At 45.2% G+C, this 18,106-nt stretch carries 18 protein-coding genes; 3 read left to right on the top strand and 15 right to left on the bottom strand.

Features of this window, described 5'->3' with window-relative positions:
* Positions 1–74: 74 nt before the first annotated feature.
* The 4 genes from EKG38_RS08885 to rpoE form a co-directional block, all read right to left on the bottom strand.
* Entirely contained in the window at positions 75–530 is a 456-nt protein-coding gene (locus tag EKG38_RS08885) for a SoxR reducing system RseC family protein (protein ID WP_126519915.1), read from the bottom strand.
* A gap of 24 nt (positions 531–554) precedes the next feature.
* Positions 555–1,487 (bottom strand): MucB/RseB C-terminal domain-containing protein, encoded by a 933-nt coding sequence (locus EKG38_RS08880; RefSeq protein ID WP_126519914.1) that lies wholly within the window; start codon positions 1,485–1,487, stop codon positions 555–557.
* A gap of 301 nt (positions 1,488–1,788) precedes the next feature.
* Positions 1,789–2,409 (bottom strand): sigma-E factor negative regulatory protein, encoded by a 621-nt coding sequence (locus EKG38_RS08875; RefSeq protein ID WP_126519913.1) that lies wholly within the window; start codon positions 2,407–2,409, stop codon positions 1,789–1,791.
* Between the two features lie 27 nt (positions 2,410–2,436).
* A complete protein-coding gene (gene rpoE, locus EKG38_RS08870; protein WP_126519912.1) occupies positions 2,437–3,015 on the bottom strand; it encodes an RNA polymerase sigma factor RpoE in 579 nt (192 codons plus the stop codon).
* Positions 3,016–3,215: 200 nt separating this feature from the next.
* Between rpoE and nadB the strand changes: the two genes are divergently transcribed.
* Positions 3,216–4,826: an L-aspartate oxidase gene (nadB, locus tag EKG38_RS08865; RefSeq protein WP_126519911.1), complete on the top strand. Its 1,611-nt coding sequence runs from the start codon at positions 3,216–3,218 to the stop codon at positions 4,824–4,826.
* A 54-nt stretch (positions 4,827–4,880) separates the two neighbouring features.
* Here nadB and EKG38_RS25200 read toward each other — a convergent pair whose 3' ends face one another.
* The 10 genes from EKG38_RS25200 to rppH all read right to left on the bottom strand — a co-directional run bounded on the left by EKG38_RS25200 (position 4,881) and on the right by rppH (position 14,254).
* A complete protein-coding gene (locus EKG38_RS25200) occupies positions 4,881–5,309 on the bottom strand; it encodes a protein YgfX (protein WP_126519910.1) in 429 nt (142 codons plus the stop codon).
* Complete coding sequence (locus EKG38_RS08855) at positions 5,290–5,529, bottom strand: FAD assembly factor SdhE (RefSeq protein ID WP_126520231.1); 240 nt, start codon at positions 5,527–5,529, stop codon at positions 5,290–5,292. The genes EKG38_RS25200 and EKG38_RS08855 overlap by 20 nt, the downstream gene beginning before the upstream one ends.
* 337 nt (positions 5,530–5,866) lie before the next feature.
* A complete protein-coding gene (gene nhaR, locus EKG38_RS08845; protein WP_126519909.1) occupies positions 5,867–6,775 on the bottom strand; it encodes a transcriptional activator NhaR in 909 nt (302 codons plus the stop codon).
* A 30-nt stretch (positions 6,776–6,805) separates the two neighbouring features.
* The gene (locus EKG38_RS08840; RefSeq protein WP_126519908.1) at positions 6,806–7,189 is read right to left on the bottom strand and encodes a hypothetical protein; all 384 of its coding nucleotides are present in this window, start codon (positions 7,187–7,189) and stop codon (positions 6,806–6,808) included.
* A 1-nt stretch (position 7,190) separates the two neighbouring features.
* Positions 7,191–8,381 (bottom strand): Na+/H+ antiporter NhaA, encoded by a 1,191-nt coding sequence (gene nhaA, locus EKG38_RS08835; protein WP_126519907.1) that lies wholly within the window; start codon positions 8,379–8,381, stop codon positions 7,191–7,193.
* A 310-nt stretch (positions 8,382–8,691) separates the two neighbouring features.
* Positions 8,692–9,543, bottom strand: coding sequence for a thymidylate synthase (locus EKG38_RS08830; protein WP_126519906.1), 852 nt, complete (start codon positions 9,541–9,543; stop codon positions 8,692–8,694).
* Positions 9,543–10,358 (bottom strand): prolipoprotein diacylglyceryl transferase, encoded by an 816-nt coding sequence (gene lgt, locus EKG38_RS08825; RefSeq protein WP_126519905.1) that lies wholly within the window; start codon positions 10,356–10,358, stop codon positions 9,543–9,545. Before lgt ends, EKG38_RS08830 begins: the two co-directional genes overlap by 1 nt.
* Positions 10,359–10,515: 157 nt before the next feature.
* Positions 10,516–11,319, bottom strand: coding sequence for a sulfite exporter TauE/SafE family protein (locus EKG38_RS08820; protein ID WP_126519904.1), 804 nt, complete (start codon positions 11,317–11,319; stop codon positions 10,516–10,518).
* Between the two features lie 109 nt (positions 11,320–11,428).
* Positions 11,429–13,663 carry a phosphoenolpyruvate--protein phosphotransferase gene (ptsP, locus tag EKG38_RS08815; protein ID WP_126519903.1) on the bottom strand — a complete coding sequence of 745 codons (2,235 nt, stop codon included), beginning with the start codon at positions 13,661–13,663 and terminating at the stop codon, positions 11,429–11,431.
* Positions 13,664–13,735: 72 nt separating this feature from the next.
* Complete coding sequence (rppH, locus tag EKG38_RS08810) at positions 13,736–14,254, bottom strand: RNA pyrophosphohydrolase (protein ID WP_126519902.1); 519 nt, start codon at positions 14,252–14,254, stop codon at positions 13,736–13,738.
* Positions 14,255–14,948: 694 nt separating this feature from the next.
* Between rppH and mutH the strand changes: the two genes are divergently transcribed.
* Both mutH and EKG38_RS08800 read left to right on the top strand, forming a co-directional pair.
* A complete protein-coding gene (gene mutH / locus EKG38_RS08805; protein ID WP_126519901.1) occupies positions 14,949–15,635 on the top strand; it encodes a DNA mismatch repair endonuclease MutH in 687 nt (228 codons plus the stop codon).
* 284 nt (positions 15,636–15,919) lie between these two features.
* Positions 15,920–16,993, top strand: a complete 1,074-nt coding sequence (locus EKG38_RS08800) for an adenylate/guanylate cyclase domain-containing protein (RefSeq protein ID WP_126519900.1) — start codon at positions 15,920–15,922, stop codon at positions 16,991–16,993.
* A gap of 140 nt (positions 16,994–17,133) precedes the next feature.
* Here the strand turns inward: EKG38_RS08800 and oxyR are convergent, their stop codons facing one another.
* Entirely contained in the window at positions 17,134–18,045 is a 912-nt protein-coding gene (oxyR, locus tag EKG38_RS08795) for a hydrogen peroxide-inducible genes transcriptional activator OxyR (RefSeq protein ID WP_126519899.1), read from the bottom strand.
* Between the last annotated feature and the right edge of the window lie 61 nt (positions 18,046–18,106).

The following is an 18,106-nucleotide window of genomic DNA, read 5'->3' as shown; positions in this document are numbered from 1 at the left end:
CGATCGACGGACTAATACCAATCGAATACCCGGATAAAGCTCATTTTTAAGGCTAAAAAGTGGCTTTACAGAAATTAAATGGAGTGACCTAAGTGAGAGAGAATGATCGGTTGACTTAAGGACTCCATCTGTCGGGCTTTCGTCTTGGCTAATCGCCAAAAAAGAAAAGCACCGACTAACGCAAATGGAATAACAAAGAGATCACTGCTAATTAACCCCATTTGATAGGATATCAGCGAGGCAAGCATTGCACCAATAAAGAGACCGAGCAGAGGCATTAAGTAAACCAGCGCAGCCGCCTTCAAAATAACACTCTCGGGCAAACCAAGCCTGAGTAACTCTCCAGGCTCATAATGAGTATCGGATGGAATTGAAAACTCTTGTACCTTAGGTGAAAATGCCTTTGAAACGGCGGAGGTTCCACATGACTCAGAATTATCACAATGGTTACAGGCATTCTTGACCTGGACTTCAACCGTCACCCAGCCCTGATTATCGCACCGGATAACCTTCGCCATCTCTTCCATCATAAGATTAACCTCCCGAAGACACAGTTACTCAATCGTTATGCTTTTGGCTACGCGAACCAAGGTCTCTGTAGGAACCTTACCCACAGCAACAATTTCAGCATTCCCCACTCTCTCTGTCGCTAATGACAATCCATTTCGTGTCACTAACTCCTCGGGCATCTTAGCGTCACCGGCCCTTGCAACATACACTGAAATATTGGCAATCCCATCGCTTAAGGCGATATATTCGACAGCTTCATGACTGCCCATGAGTCTGTGGCTATCTTTAACCAACACCTCAAAACCTGTGGGTAACCATTTAAACTGCCAATTATCTCCTGTATCACGTTTAGATTGAGAGACAACGGCCGGCCACTCCTGTTTATAGGCTTCATGGAGAATAGCTGGAACATCATCGAGCACTAATAGCTCGACCACAAGTATCTGTTCAAGCAGTTGCTTGTCTTGTGTCAGCATGTCATAACGCAGTGGAAGTGATGTTTCCATATCCAACCATACTTGGTATCCGTAACGATAGTCGTCATTGGGAATAATGCGCACTAACTGGCTAGGACGACCGGCTAAGCGAGTTCGTCCACCGAGAACGAACTGATAACCCGACTCTAACGCGGAAAAATCACCGGCAAATGCTGGCGGAAAGAGCCCTTGTATGCGTTTTGCAGCGACACTGTATGCGGGTTGGTCATGTTCAATAAAGGTAACAGTCTGGCCAACTCTGACTGCATTTTTTGGCGGGCCATTGAGGTGCTCGAGAAAAGCCACTTCTTGGTTTTCAATTTTACCGTGAATATAAACTAATGGCCTTATATGATCAGCTTGAAGCTGTATCAGGGAGATCTTAAACTCTTGCTCACGCAAGGCTTGACTCATATTTTCCAGCCAAGCCTTAGCCGATATAACTTCCTGTGCCATCACAGGGAAATTCAGAAACAACAAACCCAATAGGATAAGACGCAAGCTAACTCCTTACGAGTAAAACGAAATAGGTATATACCCAAGCCACTTCAAAATGCTCGTTTCAGAGCTCCCGTAGGATGGGTGCACAAGGCTGTGATTGAAGAGAATGGTGAGTCCCTTTTCAATATCACTAACGCAGTGCAGATATTCTACGGAAACTCCCGAAGGGCAAGCCGAGAAGCAACATGTTTCTGCGTTATGAAAATAAAATTAGAATAACTAATCCCGCTATTTCATGCCTTGAACTCTGTCACTTCTCGACATGCTGAATCCTGCATTTCGAGGTCGTTTGGGTATAAGACTAATGATTCACAGGGATTGAATCTAGTTCACTATGGCTATTGTCGTCTATTTGCACCCCATTATTCAATCTTTGTTGCAGCATGTGATCCTGAATATAAGCATTAATGCGCTGACGCTGCTCCATAACCTGATCGTTGGTGAAACTTTGATTCTGTTGAACGGGGCCAGTTTGCAGGCTCACTGGTGTCACACTGCCAATGAGTGGACGAGTGTTAAGCACGGGTAGAGGGGATGCATCGATCGCATTCTCTTGTTGGCTATAATTTTGAACACCGACAACCGCCACTAAAGCAACGCTTGCAGCGATAGCATACTGACCAAATTGTTTAAACATAGGAATGACATTACTCAGTCCCGTCGTTTTAACTTTTACCTCATTAGGCGTTTCACGCTTAACGGGGGCTATGATTGTGGGTTCATTTTCGATTGCCGCAGCAATGTTAGCAGAAAGGTCTAAGTGTATAGTCTTAGGTAACTCTCCACGCATCGCGTCGCCTATCATATGATAATCACGCCACTGCTCATGTGAATCCTTATCAGCTGCAAGTTCAGCTAACATCTGCTCATCGATTTCACCATCGACGGCAGCGGATACCCATTCCTGACCTAATTTATCCATTTTTCACCTGTATTCATTTAAAGGATGCTACTGCTCCAGCAAAGGCTGAAGCTTTTTATCAATCGCCTCTCTAGCCCTGAAGATCCGAGATCTTACTGTGCCGACGGGGCAATCCATGACGTTCGCTATCTCTTCGTAACTCATACCATCGAGCTCTCGCAACGAAATAGCCATCTTTAATTCTTCTGGCAATGTATCCAAGGTGTCAAAGACAACCTTCTGGATCTCATCCGACAGCATCAAACGCTCCGGAGATGCAAACTCCTTTAAGGCGTCGCTGCCATCGTAATATTCGGCTTCCTCTGCATCGATATCATTTGCAGGTGCGCGTCGCCCCTGTGCAACCAAATGATTCTTCGCTGTGTTAACCGCAATTCGGTATAACCAGGTATAAAAAGCACTTTCACCACGAAAATTGGGCAAGGCTCGGTAAGCTTTTATAAAGGCTTCCTGAGCTACATCGGCAACGTCTGCCTGATTACGCACGTAGCGAGCAATCAAACTCATGACCTTGTTTTGATATTTCAGCACCAAAAGGTTAAAAGCGTTTTTATCTCCCTGCTGTACACGTTCAACTAATTGTTGATCACTTATTTGTCCACTCATCCGAGCCGACTACTCCTAAATCTAAAATGCTGATTTCTCAGTCGCTCGAATCATATTCACATATGTAGACTAGCTTACTTCCGAAAAGTTCTAAAAAAATTGCATAGAGATGAATTTAATTTCTGTTAACCGGTAATCTATCCAAAATTCTTATCTTGGTTTACCATAGTTAACACTCACTGAACAGACTATGATACCTGATGAAACAAGTAGTTGAACACCAATCTGACGTTTTGGTTATCGGCAGCGGTGCTGCAGGACTCACTTTAGCCTTGCATCTTGCTGAAAAATCACAAGTTACATTACTTTCCAAGGGCCCTCTAAGTGAAGGTTCAACTTATTATGCCCAGGGCGGTATAGCCTCAGTCTTCGATGAAGACGATACCGTAGAGTCCCATGTTGCCGACACCTTGGTTGCCGGAGCCGGACTTTGTGATGAGTCCGTGGTTACCTTCACCGCAGAGAATGCCAAACGTTCTATGGAGTGGCTCATACAGTGTGGTGTGGCGTTCGATAAAGAGGAAACCCTCGACGGTGACTCGACGAATGCGCCCTATCATCTTACCCGCGAAGGGGGTCATAGTCACAGACGAATTCTTCATGCTGCCGATGCAACCGGTAAGGAAGTTCAGGTCACACTACAAGATAGAGCCAGAGCACATCCTAACATCCAAGTGCTCGAACGCTATAATGCCATCGACCTTATCACTTCCCGTAAGCTAAACAGACCGGGAAACCGTGTACTTGGAGCTTATATCTGGAACCGGGATGCCGAGCAGGTCGAAACTGTTAGGGCACGTTTTGTCGCCCTCGCCACCGGTGGCAGCTCTAAAGTTTATCAATATACATCGAACCCGGATATCGCCTCGGGTGATGGTATTGCAATGGCCTGGCGTTCTGGTTGCCGTGTGGCAAACATGGAGTTCAATCAATTCCACCCCACTTGCCTTTATCACGCCGATGCCAGAAACTTTCTGCTTACCGAAGCACTTCGGGGTGAAGGCGCTTACCTGCGCCGCCCGGATGGTAGCCGCTTTATGCCGGACTTCGATGAGCGAGCCGAATTGGCACCGAGAGATATTGTTGCCCGCGCGATAGATTTCGAGATGAAACGTCTGGGCTCTGATTGTGTCTATCTGGACATCAGCCATAAACCCGCTGATTTTGTTATCAAGCACTTCCCCACTATTCATAAACGTTGCCTCGAGTTCGGTATCGATATCACCACAGACCCCATTCCTGTAGTACCGGCCGCACACTATACTTGTGGCGGGATCATGACAGACCTTCATGGACAAACCGATCTCAATGGACTCTATGCCATTGGTGAGGTGGCTTATACCGGCTTACATGGCGCAAACCGCCTGGCGAGTAACTCGCTATTGGAATGTTTAGTATTCGCCAGAGCCGCCGGTGAAGATATTGAAAGTCAGCTTCATAAAATCCCCATGCCAGGCGCTTTACCCGCTTGGGATGAGAGCAAGGTATCTAACTCAGATGAAGAGGTCGTCATCGCCCATAACTGGCACGAATTACGCCTGTTTATGTGGGATTACGTCGGAATTGTACGTTCAGACAAACGTCTCGAACGAGCCTTGAGACGTTGCATCATGCTGCAACAAGAGATCCAGGAATATTACAGTAACTTCCGCGTCAGCAATAACCTGTTGGAGCTAAGAAACTTAGTTCAGGTCGCGGAGCTGATCATTCGCTGTGCGATGGAGAGAAAAGAGAGTCGTGGCTTGCATTACAACATAGACCACCCTCAGCAAGTTGAAAATCCGACACCGACAATTCTACAGCCAGATTAAGCTCGGCGTATAAGATTAAAGCTGATTGGGTATCTCATCGATAAACCGCCAAAATTAGCTTTTATTGCTCAGAAGCAGGCGACACAAGTGACGGTAACTTGTGTCGTCGAGCATATCTGACCAGACAATGATTAATCGTTTACTACTATCGGTCTGAATATAAAACAGAGAGACAAATGGGGTAACAAACCTCCTACCTGAAAGCACAAAGCTTTCTCTTTCACTATTATTCCTCTCATCTAAGCTTCCCTCGCCTTTTGCATTGAGAGAAAACCGGCAACGCCAATGGTTTAGCGACCAAAACTGATAAGAAAAGAACAGGACTAATAGCGTAAAGAAGAGGTATTTAGCGAAAGAGTAATAAGAATTATCGATATCGGGCCAAGCAAGAAAAGAGGTAAGGCATACACCGCAGAAGACGACCAGCGATAATCGCTGATCGAATGAGGCGTGTAAGCTGAAACTATGGAGCCGCTCTGCCACGGACACGAATAACCATTTCGGCAAGCTCGGGATCCGGACACTGCTCGTGACCCATAAACCAGGCGAATAACTCCGGGTCTTCACCCTCTAATAGACGAACGAAGGCATTTTTATCCTTGGTGGATAACTGCTCATATTGGGATTCAACAAAAGGTTGAAACAGGACATCAAGTTCAAGCATACCTCTACGGCACGCCCATCTTACTCTGGCAATCTTCATCGGTTCAGACACGCAAATGCTCCCTAACTTTTTTTGGCTAGTGTACCGCTTGTAAGTCACAGAGTCGATGTTATACCAATCAGTATAAGAAAGTGATCTACTCAGAGTGTTTTTTGGCAGACTAATTCAAGGCGAATGGATGATGGAATGGTTATTCCCTTGTAAGTTCATTCAACGCAGAAGTAGGCAGCCAAAAACACTCCTTACAGGCGAGTTTTAGCGCATCCGATGCTGTGTTAACAAGCTTAAACGTAGAACAACTATGTTCTTCACCCGTTGCCTTGCCTCTGAAGCGCTAAACTCTCGCTGAGCGATCACATCTTTATACTGATTGGTATTACAGTAACTTAACTTGTGGATCTCTGCCCTCGAAGAGGTCGGTGAAATCGGTTTCTAACAAGCGTTTAACCGCCGGATGCTGGATCATCCGCTCGGCAAACATCACATGATAAACCTCCTTGATATCACTCGTTTCACCTATCAGGTACATGCCATGGGAGAGAATATCTTGCTTATAGATGGATGGCGCAACGAAAATACCTTGCTTGAAATAACCGAAGGCTTTCATCATGGCGGCATCATCGAACTCACCTAAGATGGTTACATTGAGGCCATTTTCATCGAACCAGTGATGCAGCTGTTGCCCCAGGGAGGTGCGTTTACCCGGAATAAGTAACTTCCCCTCCTCCAGACATTCCGGAAATGGCTTGCTGTATTGCTCGGCGGAAAAGAAAGCGATACCGCACTCACCCAACTTTTTTGACAATATCTCAGGGTATTTCAACGACTCACCGGCACAGTCAGATAAGATCATATCCAACTTATGCTCGCGTAACCTCTCCATCAAACTTTCATGGGTTGCCTCGAAGCAGGCAAGATGCATAGAGCCGTCACTGGGTACCACCGAGAGTAACACCCGACTCGCCAGGGCTTTCGATAACGCATCGGCAATACCGACTTCAAACAGAATATTCTCATCTTTTTGATAGTTGAGAATATCCAGCATCTCATAGCTTAAGCTAAACATCTTATCGGCATAACGAAATACCAGCTCACCAAGCTCAGTTGGCTCCAATGTGCGGCCAACACGCTTAAATAAGCTGCCTTTCAGGCGAGTTTCCAACACCCTAATCTGTCCGGTAACGGTCTGCGGTGCTAAGCATAAAGCCTCGGCAGCTTTCGCTACCGAGCCCTTTTTATGAACCATCCAAAAATAATAGAGATGGTTGTAGTTTAGATGAGACATATAAGCTTTTACTCTAATTGCACCAATACGTTACTTAAGTCTCTGACAGTCCATCAGGCTGTACATCACATTATTAAGCATCTCAACATTCTGTATACTGCCCGCATTAAACGCCTCGGCAAGCCCGGTGACTAAGACATTTCTGTCCGGGATCCGACCTTCACAGTATGTTCGGTTAGCTTCTTGGAAACGCTTACCACTTCGATATTTAAGGGCTCTGGACTCATAGCTATCGGTCTCGATACGAGCTCCTGTCGCATTGGGCTTATACATCAGGGCACCATCGACCACACCTTCGAGGTAGTGCTGACAGGTTTCACTCTTAATATCGGTATTGCAGGCATTCAACTGTTCAGCTTGAGCTGTGGAAATAAAACCGAAACACAGGGTAAGTGTTAATAGTATTAGTCTCATGCTATCTCTCCTTGCTTGCTTTAACTACATCAACTTCGGGCAATACCTTAGCCAACCAGAAGTAACCAATAATCGCCGACGCGAACGACCCCACTAAAATACCCAGTCTTGCAAAATCACCGTATGCTTCTGCATCACCAACAAATGCCAGCGAAGAGATAAACATCGACATGGTGAAACCGATACCACACATCACAGCAACCGGTGCAATATGTTTCCACCCCATCCCCTCAGGCAGTACAGCCAGTTTTAGCTTCACGCCAATATAGCTGAATACAAGCACACCTAATGGCTTACCCAACAGCAGACCTAAGGCGATACCGACAGGCACAGGTGATAACAGATCGCCGAAGCTCATTGGGCTCAAATCGACCCCGGCATTTGCAAATGCAAATATCGGTAAGATCATGAAGGTACTCCAGGGATGCAGACTATGCTCCAGACTCTCAGAGGGAGAACAGCCATCTTTTGCCCGCAATGGAATACAGAAGGCGATAATCACACCCGCTAAGGTGGCATGAACACCCGATTTCAATACCGCTATCCAGAGGATAAGCCCTACTACACCATAGGGGCCTAAGGCCGTCACTCCTTTCCGGTTAAGCCCGACCAGTCCTAAAATTGCAATACCTGCCACTATCAGACTTAACATAGAAAGATCTGTGCTGTAGAACATGGCGATGATCACTACAACACCTAAATCATCAATAATTGCCAAGGCTAACAAGAAGACCTTGAGTGATACAGGTACGCGGCTCCCCAGCAGGGCCATGACCCCTAAGGCGAACGCGATATCAGTTGCTGCAGGAATAGCCCAGCCAGCTTGAGTCACCGGATCACCGTAGTTGAATAACAGATAGATGCCCGCAGGGAATACCATGCCACCAATCGCCGCAAAAGTGGGTAAAGAGGCTTGAGCCGCACTCGATAGCGCCCCCTCAAGTAACTCACGCTTAACCTCTAAGCCAATAAGCATGAAGAACAGGGCCATCAGGCCATCGTTAATCCAATGTATCAGAGTCTTGTCGATATCTAAGCTACCGACGCGTATCTGCATTTCCGTATCCAGGAAGCCCTGATACATTCCTGATAGCGGCGAATTTGCCATAATCATTGCGAGTGCAACTGCAATCATAAGCAGAATGCCGCCCGCCGATTCCTGGCTTAAAAAATTCTTAATAGCCCTTTCCATAACTTGCTCCAATATATCTTAATGACCCGAGTGTATCGTAATACGATAAACGTGAATATTCGATTGCAACAGCTAAAAACATCGGTATTTCCGAGGTATTAAGTGTAACCAGTGAATGAATAGATATCAACGTTCATTTTGCGAACAATGTTAAATTTGCAGTAGAAACAGGAGGGTGTAGATTCGGTAGGAATATGAGTAAAGTTTTTTATTCATATAAAGCAGGTAACGAATACCGATTATTATAACAATCTGATGTTCGTTACCTCTGATTTTTCAGCTAATTAAACGATAAGGTCATTATCGCCCATTAAACAGAAAACGGATATTTTATCGCTTCATGATGCTGGTAACCCGACACTTCAAAGTCGTCCATCGTTACCCAGGTCTCCAGATCTTCTAGTGATTTGATATCAGGGTTGATCGACAAAGAAGCTGGCTCAAAAGGCTCTCTCTTGAGCTGAACATCCCGCATCAGCGCTAATTGATCCTCATAAATGTGAGCATTAACAATTTTATGATACGCCATTCCCGGCTTCTTTCCGGTAATTTGTGCAATCAGAGCAAGCAAGGTGAACACCTGAACCTGATTAAAGTTCAGTCCAAGTGGAACATCACAGGAGCGCTGAAAGCTATTGAGATAGAGTGTATCTCCAAGCAGCGAAAAGTTATGGGTATGCATACAGGGACGCAGACATCCCATATGGAACTCGCCCGGATTGTAAAAACTAAGGATCTCTCCGCGGTCGTCTATACCAGCTTTGAGATTATCGACAATCTTCTTTAATTGATCGATGGTGCCGCCGTCAGGCTTACTCCATGCCCTGCCCTGCACGCCATAGACGCGCCCCATATCATCGACGCCTTTACGATGCGGATTGTTTAACCACACCCGGTTTTCATTGGCGTTGGCATCCCAGGTCTTAGCGCCCAGAGCCCGGAAATCGGCCGCATTATCATAACCGCGAATATAGCCGAGCATCTCAGCAATCGCACTCTTCCAGAAACTTTTTCGGGTTGTGATCAGAGGAAACTCATTATTACCCACGTTATAGGTTAGGTCAGCATTGATAACCGTCAGGCATCGTTTACCCGTCCGCTCATTTTCAATCCAAGTGCCCTCATCGATAATTCTATTACATAGATCTAAATACTGTTTCATTACAACTTACCCTCTGCCGGCGCTTTTCTAAATATAAGATACAAACCTAATAACACCATAGGTATGGATAGGATCTGACCCATGGTCATCACTCCCCAATATAACCCCAGATGCGCATCAGGCTGACGAACGGTTTCAACTATCACTCTGAACATTCCGTAAGCAAGCAGGAACATACCTGAGACGGCTCCCACCTTATCGGTTTTACGGCTAAACCAATATAAAATAATAAACAGGGCAACCCCTTCCAGCGCAAACTGATAAAGCTGAGATGGGTGACGTGGCAGTGGCCCACCACTCGGAAAGACCATGGCCCAGGGTACATCGCTAACACGACCCCAAAGTTCACCATTAATAAAATTCCCTATTCGACCCATACCTAAGCCAATAGGTACAACCGGAGCCACCATATCCGCTACGGCAAAGAAGGTTCGCTTCTGCTTCCAGGCGATGTAACACATTGCGCTGATCACCCCAATCAGACCACCATGGAAGGACATTCCCCCTTCAGAGATCTTAAAAAGATACAGCGGATTTTGCACGAACAGGTCGAAGTGATAAAAAAGTACATAGCCAACACGGCCGCCTAATATCACACCAAGAAAACCATAAAAGAGCAGATCTGACACTTGCTCTCTGGACCATAAGCCATTTGAACTGTCTGACTTGCGGTTCAGTAACCAAAGTGCGGCGACAAAGCCCACCAGATACATGAAACCATACCAGCGCAGTGCGGGTTCAAAAGTTTGTCCAAAGATATCGAAAGGACCTATCGACACAATAATAGGGTCAATAGTTGGAAAATTTAATGCCATGAAGAGTCCAAATTAAGCATGAAGAATTAAAGTAAAAATAAACCCGCCAATTCTAACTCAATCTCGACCACTTTCTAAGACCTAATCCCACTTGGATGCAGCAATGAAATCACTATGGTGATTCCCTCACCTTAACTGAACGCTCCTCATCATGAAATCAAGCTAAGGCTAACTTGATCCCCGTAAAAATAAGCAATACGGCAAATATCTTTTTCAGGATAGGCGTAGGCCAATGAGTCGCGGCTCTGACACCAACAGGCGCCATAGTGACTGAGGTGATGATGATCCCCAAAAGCGCCGGAAGATAGACGTAGCCTAATGTCCCTTGCGGTAAATCTGTCACATTCCATCCCGCCAACACATACCCGACACTACCAAACAGTGCGATAAACACGCCCGATGCCGCTGAGAAACCGATAGCATTGCGCATCTGAAGGCCACACCAGCTTAAAAATGGAACCAAGAGTATACCGCCACCGATCCCCATCAAGGCGGCAAATGAAGCTATAGCAGCAGAGGCGACAAACAGTGTTGAAGCGGCGGGCATCGGCTTTTCTTCACCAGCTACCCGTAGCGGAAATACCATCTGTACCGCCATTAAAATCACGAATATAGCAAAAATCTGCTGCAAGGTATCGGCGCTAATCGTGTGTGAGATAAATCCGGAGCAAGAAGCGCCTAAAATCAACCCAGGCAACATAGGTTTAAACAGGGGCCATGGAATATTACCGCGCCTATGGTGCGCTAAAGCCGAAGAACAGGAGGTTAAAATAATCGCGGAAAGAGATGTCGCAATGGCCACATGGGGTAAAACTCCCAGTTCAAACCCAGCCGACGGCAACAGGTAAAGAAGCACAGGCACGGCGATTATCCCGCCACCTATGCCTAACAGACCTGCCATAAAGCCTACAAACGCCCCTAAACCTAGGCAACTAATAAAAAACCAAATTAAATTATCCACGAATAGACCTTTTAACCTACATTGGTGTACATAAAGAAGACAAGCTAAAAACTAAACCACAAAAGACCAAGTTAACGTCGAGTTAATAGCTTAATTGACAGGCATCGCTCTAGTTCAGAATTGCTCCTAACTCTCGAGATTCGAAATATTCCCTGACCAACTCCCTAACCTCTTTCCCAGAGGTTAGCGTCAGGGCCATCTGGAGCAATTCACTGAGATCGGAATGAGACACCCTTCTAAGCAAATAATTGATCCTGGCTAAACTACCCTGATTCATACTCAACTGATCGTATCCCATAGCAACGAGTAAAATCACACCGATAGGCTCACCAGCCAACTCACCACACACACTGACGGGAAGATTATATTGCCAACAATCAAACCGAGCGCGTTTCAGTGCCCTTAATATTCCTGGATGGTAGCAATCATACAGGGTGCTCACTCGAGGATTATTTCTATCCACCGCCAGCAAGTATTGAGTCAGATCGTTAGAGCCTACAGAGACAAAATCAACCCGTCTTGCCACCTCCGCTAGTTGATACAGAAGGGCGGGGACTTCCAGCATAATCCCAAGTTTTGGTTTTACGATATTCTTATTAACATCAGTTTTAAGTTCATTATAAGCTTGCTCAAGATAGGCAATAGCCTGATCGATCTCCTCTAGATTACTCACCATAGGAAGCAAGATATGCAGCTGATCTTTTTCATCTCCAGCCTGTATCATCGCCCTGAGCTGTACAAGAAACAGCTCAGGATGATCCAGGGAGAGTCTTATGCCACGCCAGCCCAGAAAAGGGTTTTCCTCATTAATAGGAAAATAAGACAAGGGCTTGTCACCGCCAACGTCTAAGGTGCGCATGACTACCGGTCTGTCATTCGCAGCTTCCAGCACCTCACGATACACTTTTACCTGCTCAGATTCACTGGGAAACCTTTGATGCAACATGAAAGGAATTTCGGTGCGATATAGACCGACGCCATCCGCGCCATTGGCGATCTCTGAAGCCAAACTACTTAATAAACCCGCATTGAGGTACAGGTGAATTCTTTTACCGTCCAGAGTTTCTGCCGGAAGTTCTAACTCTTGAGCGTATTTATGCTGCAAGGCTTTTTCGGCCGAGATCAGGTTTCGGTATTCGGCAATCAGTGGCGGTGTTGGCGAGACCAGCAGTTGTCCACGATTGGCATTAATGATCAGTAACTTCTTGTCGATACCGGCAGATAGCACCCCTTCGACGCCGATAATCGCCGGCACACCCAGCGCCCTGGCCAGAATAGCGGCATGAGAGTTGACGCCACCGAGCTCGGTGACAATACCGACTAACTTATGCCGTGGAAACTCGGCAAGCATCGTCGCGTCGGCTTCTTTGGTAACAAGAATAACTGGCACATCGGGCTCTAGCTCCATCCTCTGAGGTTCAATCAGCAGCCTAAGCACCCGCAATCCCAGATCACGAATATCGCCCGCACGCTCCTTTAGATAAAGATCCTGCATCTGGGTAAACTGTTCAATGTATCTTAGTGAGACTCGACTCACCGCCGATACAGCACACCAGCCTTCGCGAACCTCTTTAATGTATTCGCCACCAAGACTGGCATTATCGAGTAGCTGTTGCAGTGCAGAAAATATGGAAACAACTTCGTTATCCTGCTCCTGATCGAAACGTTGTGACAATGAAGTCAGAGTATCTTTACAAGCTTCAATCGCCGATTTCAATCTGGACTCTTCATGGCCAACATCAGAAGTTCGATTTTGTGGTTGCTCCAGTGCTATCTGGCCACCGAGTACCAATGCGTGCGCGATGGCAACACCGTTAGCGGCCGATATACCGGTAAAGTGAAGAAGGTCGGGAGAACACTTCACTTCGGCTTTAATCTTCAGATGCCTTATCGCCATAGCGAGCTGCGCCGCTAAAGTCATAAGGAAAGCCTCTTCACCTTCATCAAATTGACGAGTGTCGGCTTGCTGAACGACTAAAACCCCCAGAACATTTTTTTGATATATTATCGGTACAGCCAGAAAAGCCCTAAAGCTCTCCTCTTCGGCTTCAACAAATCTTTTAAATCTAGGGTGTTGGTTAGCGTCCGCCAGATTGATAGGTTCCTCGCGCTCGGCCACGAAACCAACCAAACCTTCAGAAAGGGGCATTCTTACCTGGCCAACGGCATCAGGATCTAAACCGTCAGTTGCTGATAAGACGAGTTCCTGCCCCTCTAATAGATAGATAGAGCAGCATTGAGTCGCCATCGCTGATTTAGTTTGAGAAACGAGTAACTCGAGCGAAGAATGGAGGTCTTGAGCCGCCGCAACGGCCTGGGTAATATCTCTTAGTGTTTTCAGCACCGACTTAAACCTCCATATTATTAATATATACCCATTATAGACTTCGCGGATCTATGACTTCATATTCGATGACTAACGTCGTCTGCCTCTCCTGCTATGGTGATGTTCCCTCGTTTGAAATGGGAGTGCCGTAGGAGCGAACTCCTTCATCACCTTTCTATAAACATCTCTTTTAAATGACACAACCTGTCGCACCGGATACCAATAACTCACCCAACGCCAGTCATCAAACTCAGGATGACCACAAGCATTCAGATCAATCGCACTCTCACTACTATTAAGCTGTAACAAAAACCACTTTTGCTTCTGCCCAATACACACAGGCTTACTATCTTGCCTTATTAAACGTTTGGGTAATCTGTAACGTAACCAAGAGCGGGTAGAAGTTAATATCTGAACATGTTCAGGCCTTAATCCAACCTCTTCATACAACTCTCTAAACATCGCCTCTTCAGGTGTTTCGCCTTCATCGACCCCACCCTGAGGAAATTGCCAGGAATGTTGACCAAATCTTCTAGCCCACATAACCTGCCCAAAGCGATTACAGATAATGATGCCCACATTTGCGCGAAAGCCGTCACTATCAATCACATGGACTCCGTCAATTAACCATTTTAATCCAACGATTGTTTCACAAAGCACGCCCGGCGGCAAATGCCGAATAACACAAGAACCTTGGATAAAAAACTAAAACACCAACTTTTATCAACAGAACTGAAATTCAAAAATCGATTATATCCACAAAATCTGTGGATATCTCTGTTCGAAACTTATTTATAGTGGTTGATATGATATTATTTTGGTAGCTTGCATCGAGTCATACCTTCTAACCAAAACCAAATATAACAATACAGAACAAACGCTTAGGCGCACCATTTATTTACCCCGGTAAACAACATTAATCACGCGGGCGTTTTTTGACCAGTAAGTATTATTTGGATAACTCAGAAATTTATTTAAGCAGGTTATTCACAGGCAAAGTCTAAATTTACGTAAATCAAGAAATAAATTGGTTAATTCTCTGTTTGACATCTCAATATTTTCGAGTTAGTGCAAGAATAAGTGTAAGTTATCCAACGAATCTGTGGATAACTATAGTGGAAAAGCAGGGGGTAAAAAAATACAGGGAATAAAAACCGCGTAAACATTGAAAATTGAATTGCGGTTTATGTTTTTTATCAATAACTTAAACCAAGCTTTTTCGTGACCGTTATCAACAATGGAGAATGCGAGCGTTTTTTAACCACTAATTGATATCTCAAAAATCTCAGGTAAAATTGGTTTGATGAAAACGACACCAAAACCTCCCCACAGTATCGAAGAGCTAATGCTGCGAGCCAATAACATGGCGGGTCTGACATTGGGCCAACTCGCCGACTCACACGGTTTATCTACCCCACTCAATTTGAAAAGAGATAAAGGTTGGGTTGGCCAACTTATCGAACATGAACTCGGCGCCATTGCCGGCTCAAAGCCCCAGCAGGACTTCCTGCACCTGGGCATCGAACTTAAAACAATTCCTGTCGATAGTAAGGGCAAGCCAATGGAGACGACCTATGTGACAGTCGCTCCCTTAGTCAACATTCAAGGATTAACTTGGGAAAACAGCGTGGTGTGCCATAAACTCCAAACTGTTCTTTGGGTTCCAGTACAAGGTGAAAGACAGATACCAGTGACAGACAGGAAAATTGGTACGCCAATACTCTGGACACCGAATTCAGATGAGATCGCACTTTTAAAGCAGGACTGGGAAGAGATAATGGAATTTATCTCTCTGGGGCAAGTTCAACAGCTAACCGCAAGACATGGAGAAGTTCTTCAACTTAGACCTAAGGGGGCAAACAGTCGCTCAGTCACACAAAGTATTGCTCAAGATGGCTCTACGACTATGACTAATCCAAGGGGGTTCTATCTGAAAACCCAGTTTACACAAGCTATTCTCACACGCTTTTTTGGTTACCCTCCCCTTTGATAATAGTTAATGGCATTAGGTGAAAAATGATCGACGATAACAATCCCGCTCACTGAATAAGACTCATTTATATGTTTTTGACTTACCTCTAAGTAGATAGAAAACGAATAATCACTTCATCTAGCCATCTACATGGCTCACATTTTTGTAAATTAAGCTTGTTTATGTATATAACTCACTCTCATTTGACAAAGATCACAAATACTAGTGGAAATCATAGGGGGATTTTCTATAAACTACCGCATCCTGAATAAAGAACGAAGCATTAGGATACCCCTGATACAGTGAAAGCACGTATACAAGCAAAAAAACTAATTTTTGCGATTTTCGCTTGGGGAATTGCCATGGCGGCGTTTGTGTTTTTTCGATATGCACAAGCACCCGAACTTCCACAATGGGCAACCGGCAGTGTCGATCTCGCCACACTAGCTATCTATATGGGGATCATCTTCGGTAGTTTACATTGGATGTCTAACCTGATTGCCGATTTTAGCGCGATAAACCGACTTCCCTATATATTCTCTGTTATCTTCAAAGGCCTATTCCTTCTGCTTGGGGCGACAACTCTTGCCTACATAACCCAATTCCTGAATATGTGGGCCATAGAAAACCACATGGCCACTTTGAGGCAGATGTTAACGGCTCATATACTTTACAGTCCGTCATTTCAGGCGCTAATTATATACCTAGTTGTAGTTAGAGTGGGTTTAGCCTTCATCGAACAGATGGCGCTGTTAGTAGGACCTCGTGTATTACTCAATATTGGCCTTGGAAAATACCATAAACCGAGATACGAACAGAGATTATTCCTCTATCTGGATATGGTTGCCTCAACGACCCATGCAGAATCATTAGGCGACTATCGGTTCAGCCGTTTAATACAAGATAGTTTCAGCCTTCTTGCCGACACAGTAACGAATAATGAAGCCGAAATTTATCGTTATATGGGCGATGCAGTCTTAATACATTGGCCGCTCGAAGACGGGATCCTTAAAGATAGAAGTTTCAATATCTACTATGAATTCAGTCAGCAACTCAGTTGGCAACGTCAGTATTTCGAAGAGCAATATGGTTTTGTTCCTAAGTTCAAAGCCGCCGCTCATTGTGGTCAAGTCGTCGCCGCCGTAGTCGGAGTTCAGAAACAGGAGATTAGTTTCTTCAGTGACGTACTCAACACGTTGGCGAGATTACAAGATCAATGCAACCCTCTCGGGCAGAGAATGCTTATCTCTGGCGCACTAGAATCCAGAATTGAGAAAGATAGCAGCCTGTATGTTCTAAACAACTTAGGCCCGATTAAATTGAAGGGGAAACAACATTCGACTGAAGTCTATGGTGTTTCTCCTAAATGCGTTTAAAGCCCTTAGCAAGCGTTTGGCATAACGGTTATCAAAAGCAGTTTTAATCCAATTGCTTCTGTTTAGAACCTTCTCTAAGAGAGCATAAAAATGCTGTCATTGGTCCAAAAAATACTGACAGCAACTTTCTTGTGACAAGGTTACTCTTCCCTACCTTCCAACAGGTTTTGAATCGCTAAACCTAACGTTCTAAAGGTTAAAATACGGCTGGAAGTCTGTCGCCAAACCAGGCCAATATCTCTATATGGTGCATCTCCCGGAGGTTGCATGACACTTAATTCGGTGTCATTTAATATGCCGGCATCTATGGCCATCTGTGGCAGAAAAGTAGTACCCAACTTGCTATTTACCATCTGCACTAAAGTATGCAGGCTTGTCGCGGCAAATGGATTAACCTTGGCACTATCACTCAGCTGGCAGGCAGTTATAGCATGACCGGTAATACAATGTTCGGCTTGAAGGAGAAAGATGCTCTCGTCAGGAAAAGATTTGAAATCTAAAGGCTCATGGAGCTCATCCACTAACTCTTCATGTACCACCAGTTTAAACGGATCGATACCGACCTTCATGCTGTGATAACCACTCGTGTCGACGGGTAGGGCAAGAAGCAGCAGATCCAATTCACCTTTCCCCAAGGCATCAATTAGGCGTTCAGTCGTGTCCTCTTTTAAAAAAAGAGTCAGATCCGGATAGCTCTTTTGACAATGTTTGACGACTCGACTCAACAGAAAGGGAGCAATAGTGGGAATACAGCCCAGACGGATATCCCCTGTCATCGGCTCTCCCTGGTGCTTCACTAACTCGACAAGATCATCGACGTCGGTGAGTAATTTCCTCGACCTTTGAACAACTTCTTCACCAATCGCAGTAAAAATGAAGGACTTATGGTCTCGTTCAATTAACTGGTGCCCTAGCTGCTCTTCCAGATTTTGAATACCACTGGAGAGTGTCGATTGACTTACATGACATATTTTTGCAGCCCGATTAAAGTTCTGCTCGTGATGTAAGTTAACCAAATAAAAGAGGTTTTTTAAACTAGGCAAATGTTTCATAAAATCGATTACCAACAGTAATTGTCATCAAAATATTCTATTTAACTCTACCACAAAACGT

This window comes from Shewanella canadensis (assembly GCF_003966225.1).
In the GTDB taxonomy this organism is placed as follows: Bacteria; Pseudomonadota; Gammaproteobacteria; order Enterobacterales; family Shewanellaceae; genus Shewanella; species Shewanella canadensis.
This window is presented reverse-complemented; position numbering and strand designations above follow the sequence as displayed.

Excerpts from the sequence above, each read along its gene's own strand:
- EKG38_RS08885 (WP_126519915.1), bottom strand. The coding sequence starts at position 530 with ATGATGGAAGAGATGGCGAAGGTTATCCGGTGCGATAATCAGGGCTGG.
- EKG38_RS08875 (WP_126519913.1), bottom strand. The coding sequence starts at position 2,409 with ATGGATAAATTAGGTCAGGAATGGGTATCCGCTGCCGTCGATGGTGAA.
- rpoE (WP_126519912.1), bottom strand. The coding sequence starts at position 3,015 with ATGAGTGGACAAATAAGTGATCAACAATTAGTTGAACGTGTACAGCAG.
- nadB (WP_126519911.1), top strand. The coding sequence starts at position 3,216 with ATGAAACAAGTAGTTGAACACCAATCTGACGTTTTGGTTATCGGCAGC.
- EKG38_RS08855 (WP_126520231.1), bottom strand. The coding sequence starts at position 5,529 with ATGAAGATTGCCAGAGTAAGATGGGCGTGCCGTAGAGGTATGCTTGAA.
- nhaR (WP_126519909.1), bottom strand. The coding sequence starts at position 6,775 with ATGTCTCATCTAAACTACAACCATCTCTATTATTTTTGGATGGTTCAT.
- EKG38_RS08840 (WP_126519908.1), bottom strand. The coding sequence starts at position 7,189 with ATGAGACTAATACTATTAACACTTACCCTGTGTTTCGGTTTTATTTCC.
- nhaA (WP_126519907.1), bottom strand. The coding sequence starts at position 8,381 with ATGGAAAGGGCTATTAAGAATTTTTTAAGCCAGGAATCGGCGGGCGGC.
- EKG38_RS08830 (WP_126519906.1), bottom strand. The coding sequence starts at position 9,543 with ATGAAACAGTATTTAGATCTATGTAATAGAATTATCGATGAGGGCACT.
- lgt (WP_126519905.1), bottom strand. The coding sequence starts at position 10,358 with ATGGCATTAAATTTTCCAACTATTGACCCTATTATTGTGTCGATAGGT.
- mutH (WP_126519901.1), top strand. The coding sequence starts at position 14,949 with ATGAAAACGACACCAAAACCTCCCCACAGTATCGAAGAGCTAATGCTG.
- oxyR (WP_126519899.1), bottom strand. The coding sequence starts at position 18,045 with ATGAAACATTTGCCTAGTTTAAAAAACCTCTTTTATTTGGTTAACTTA.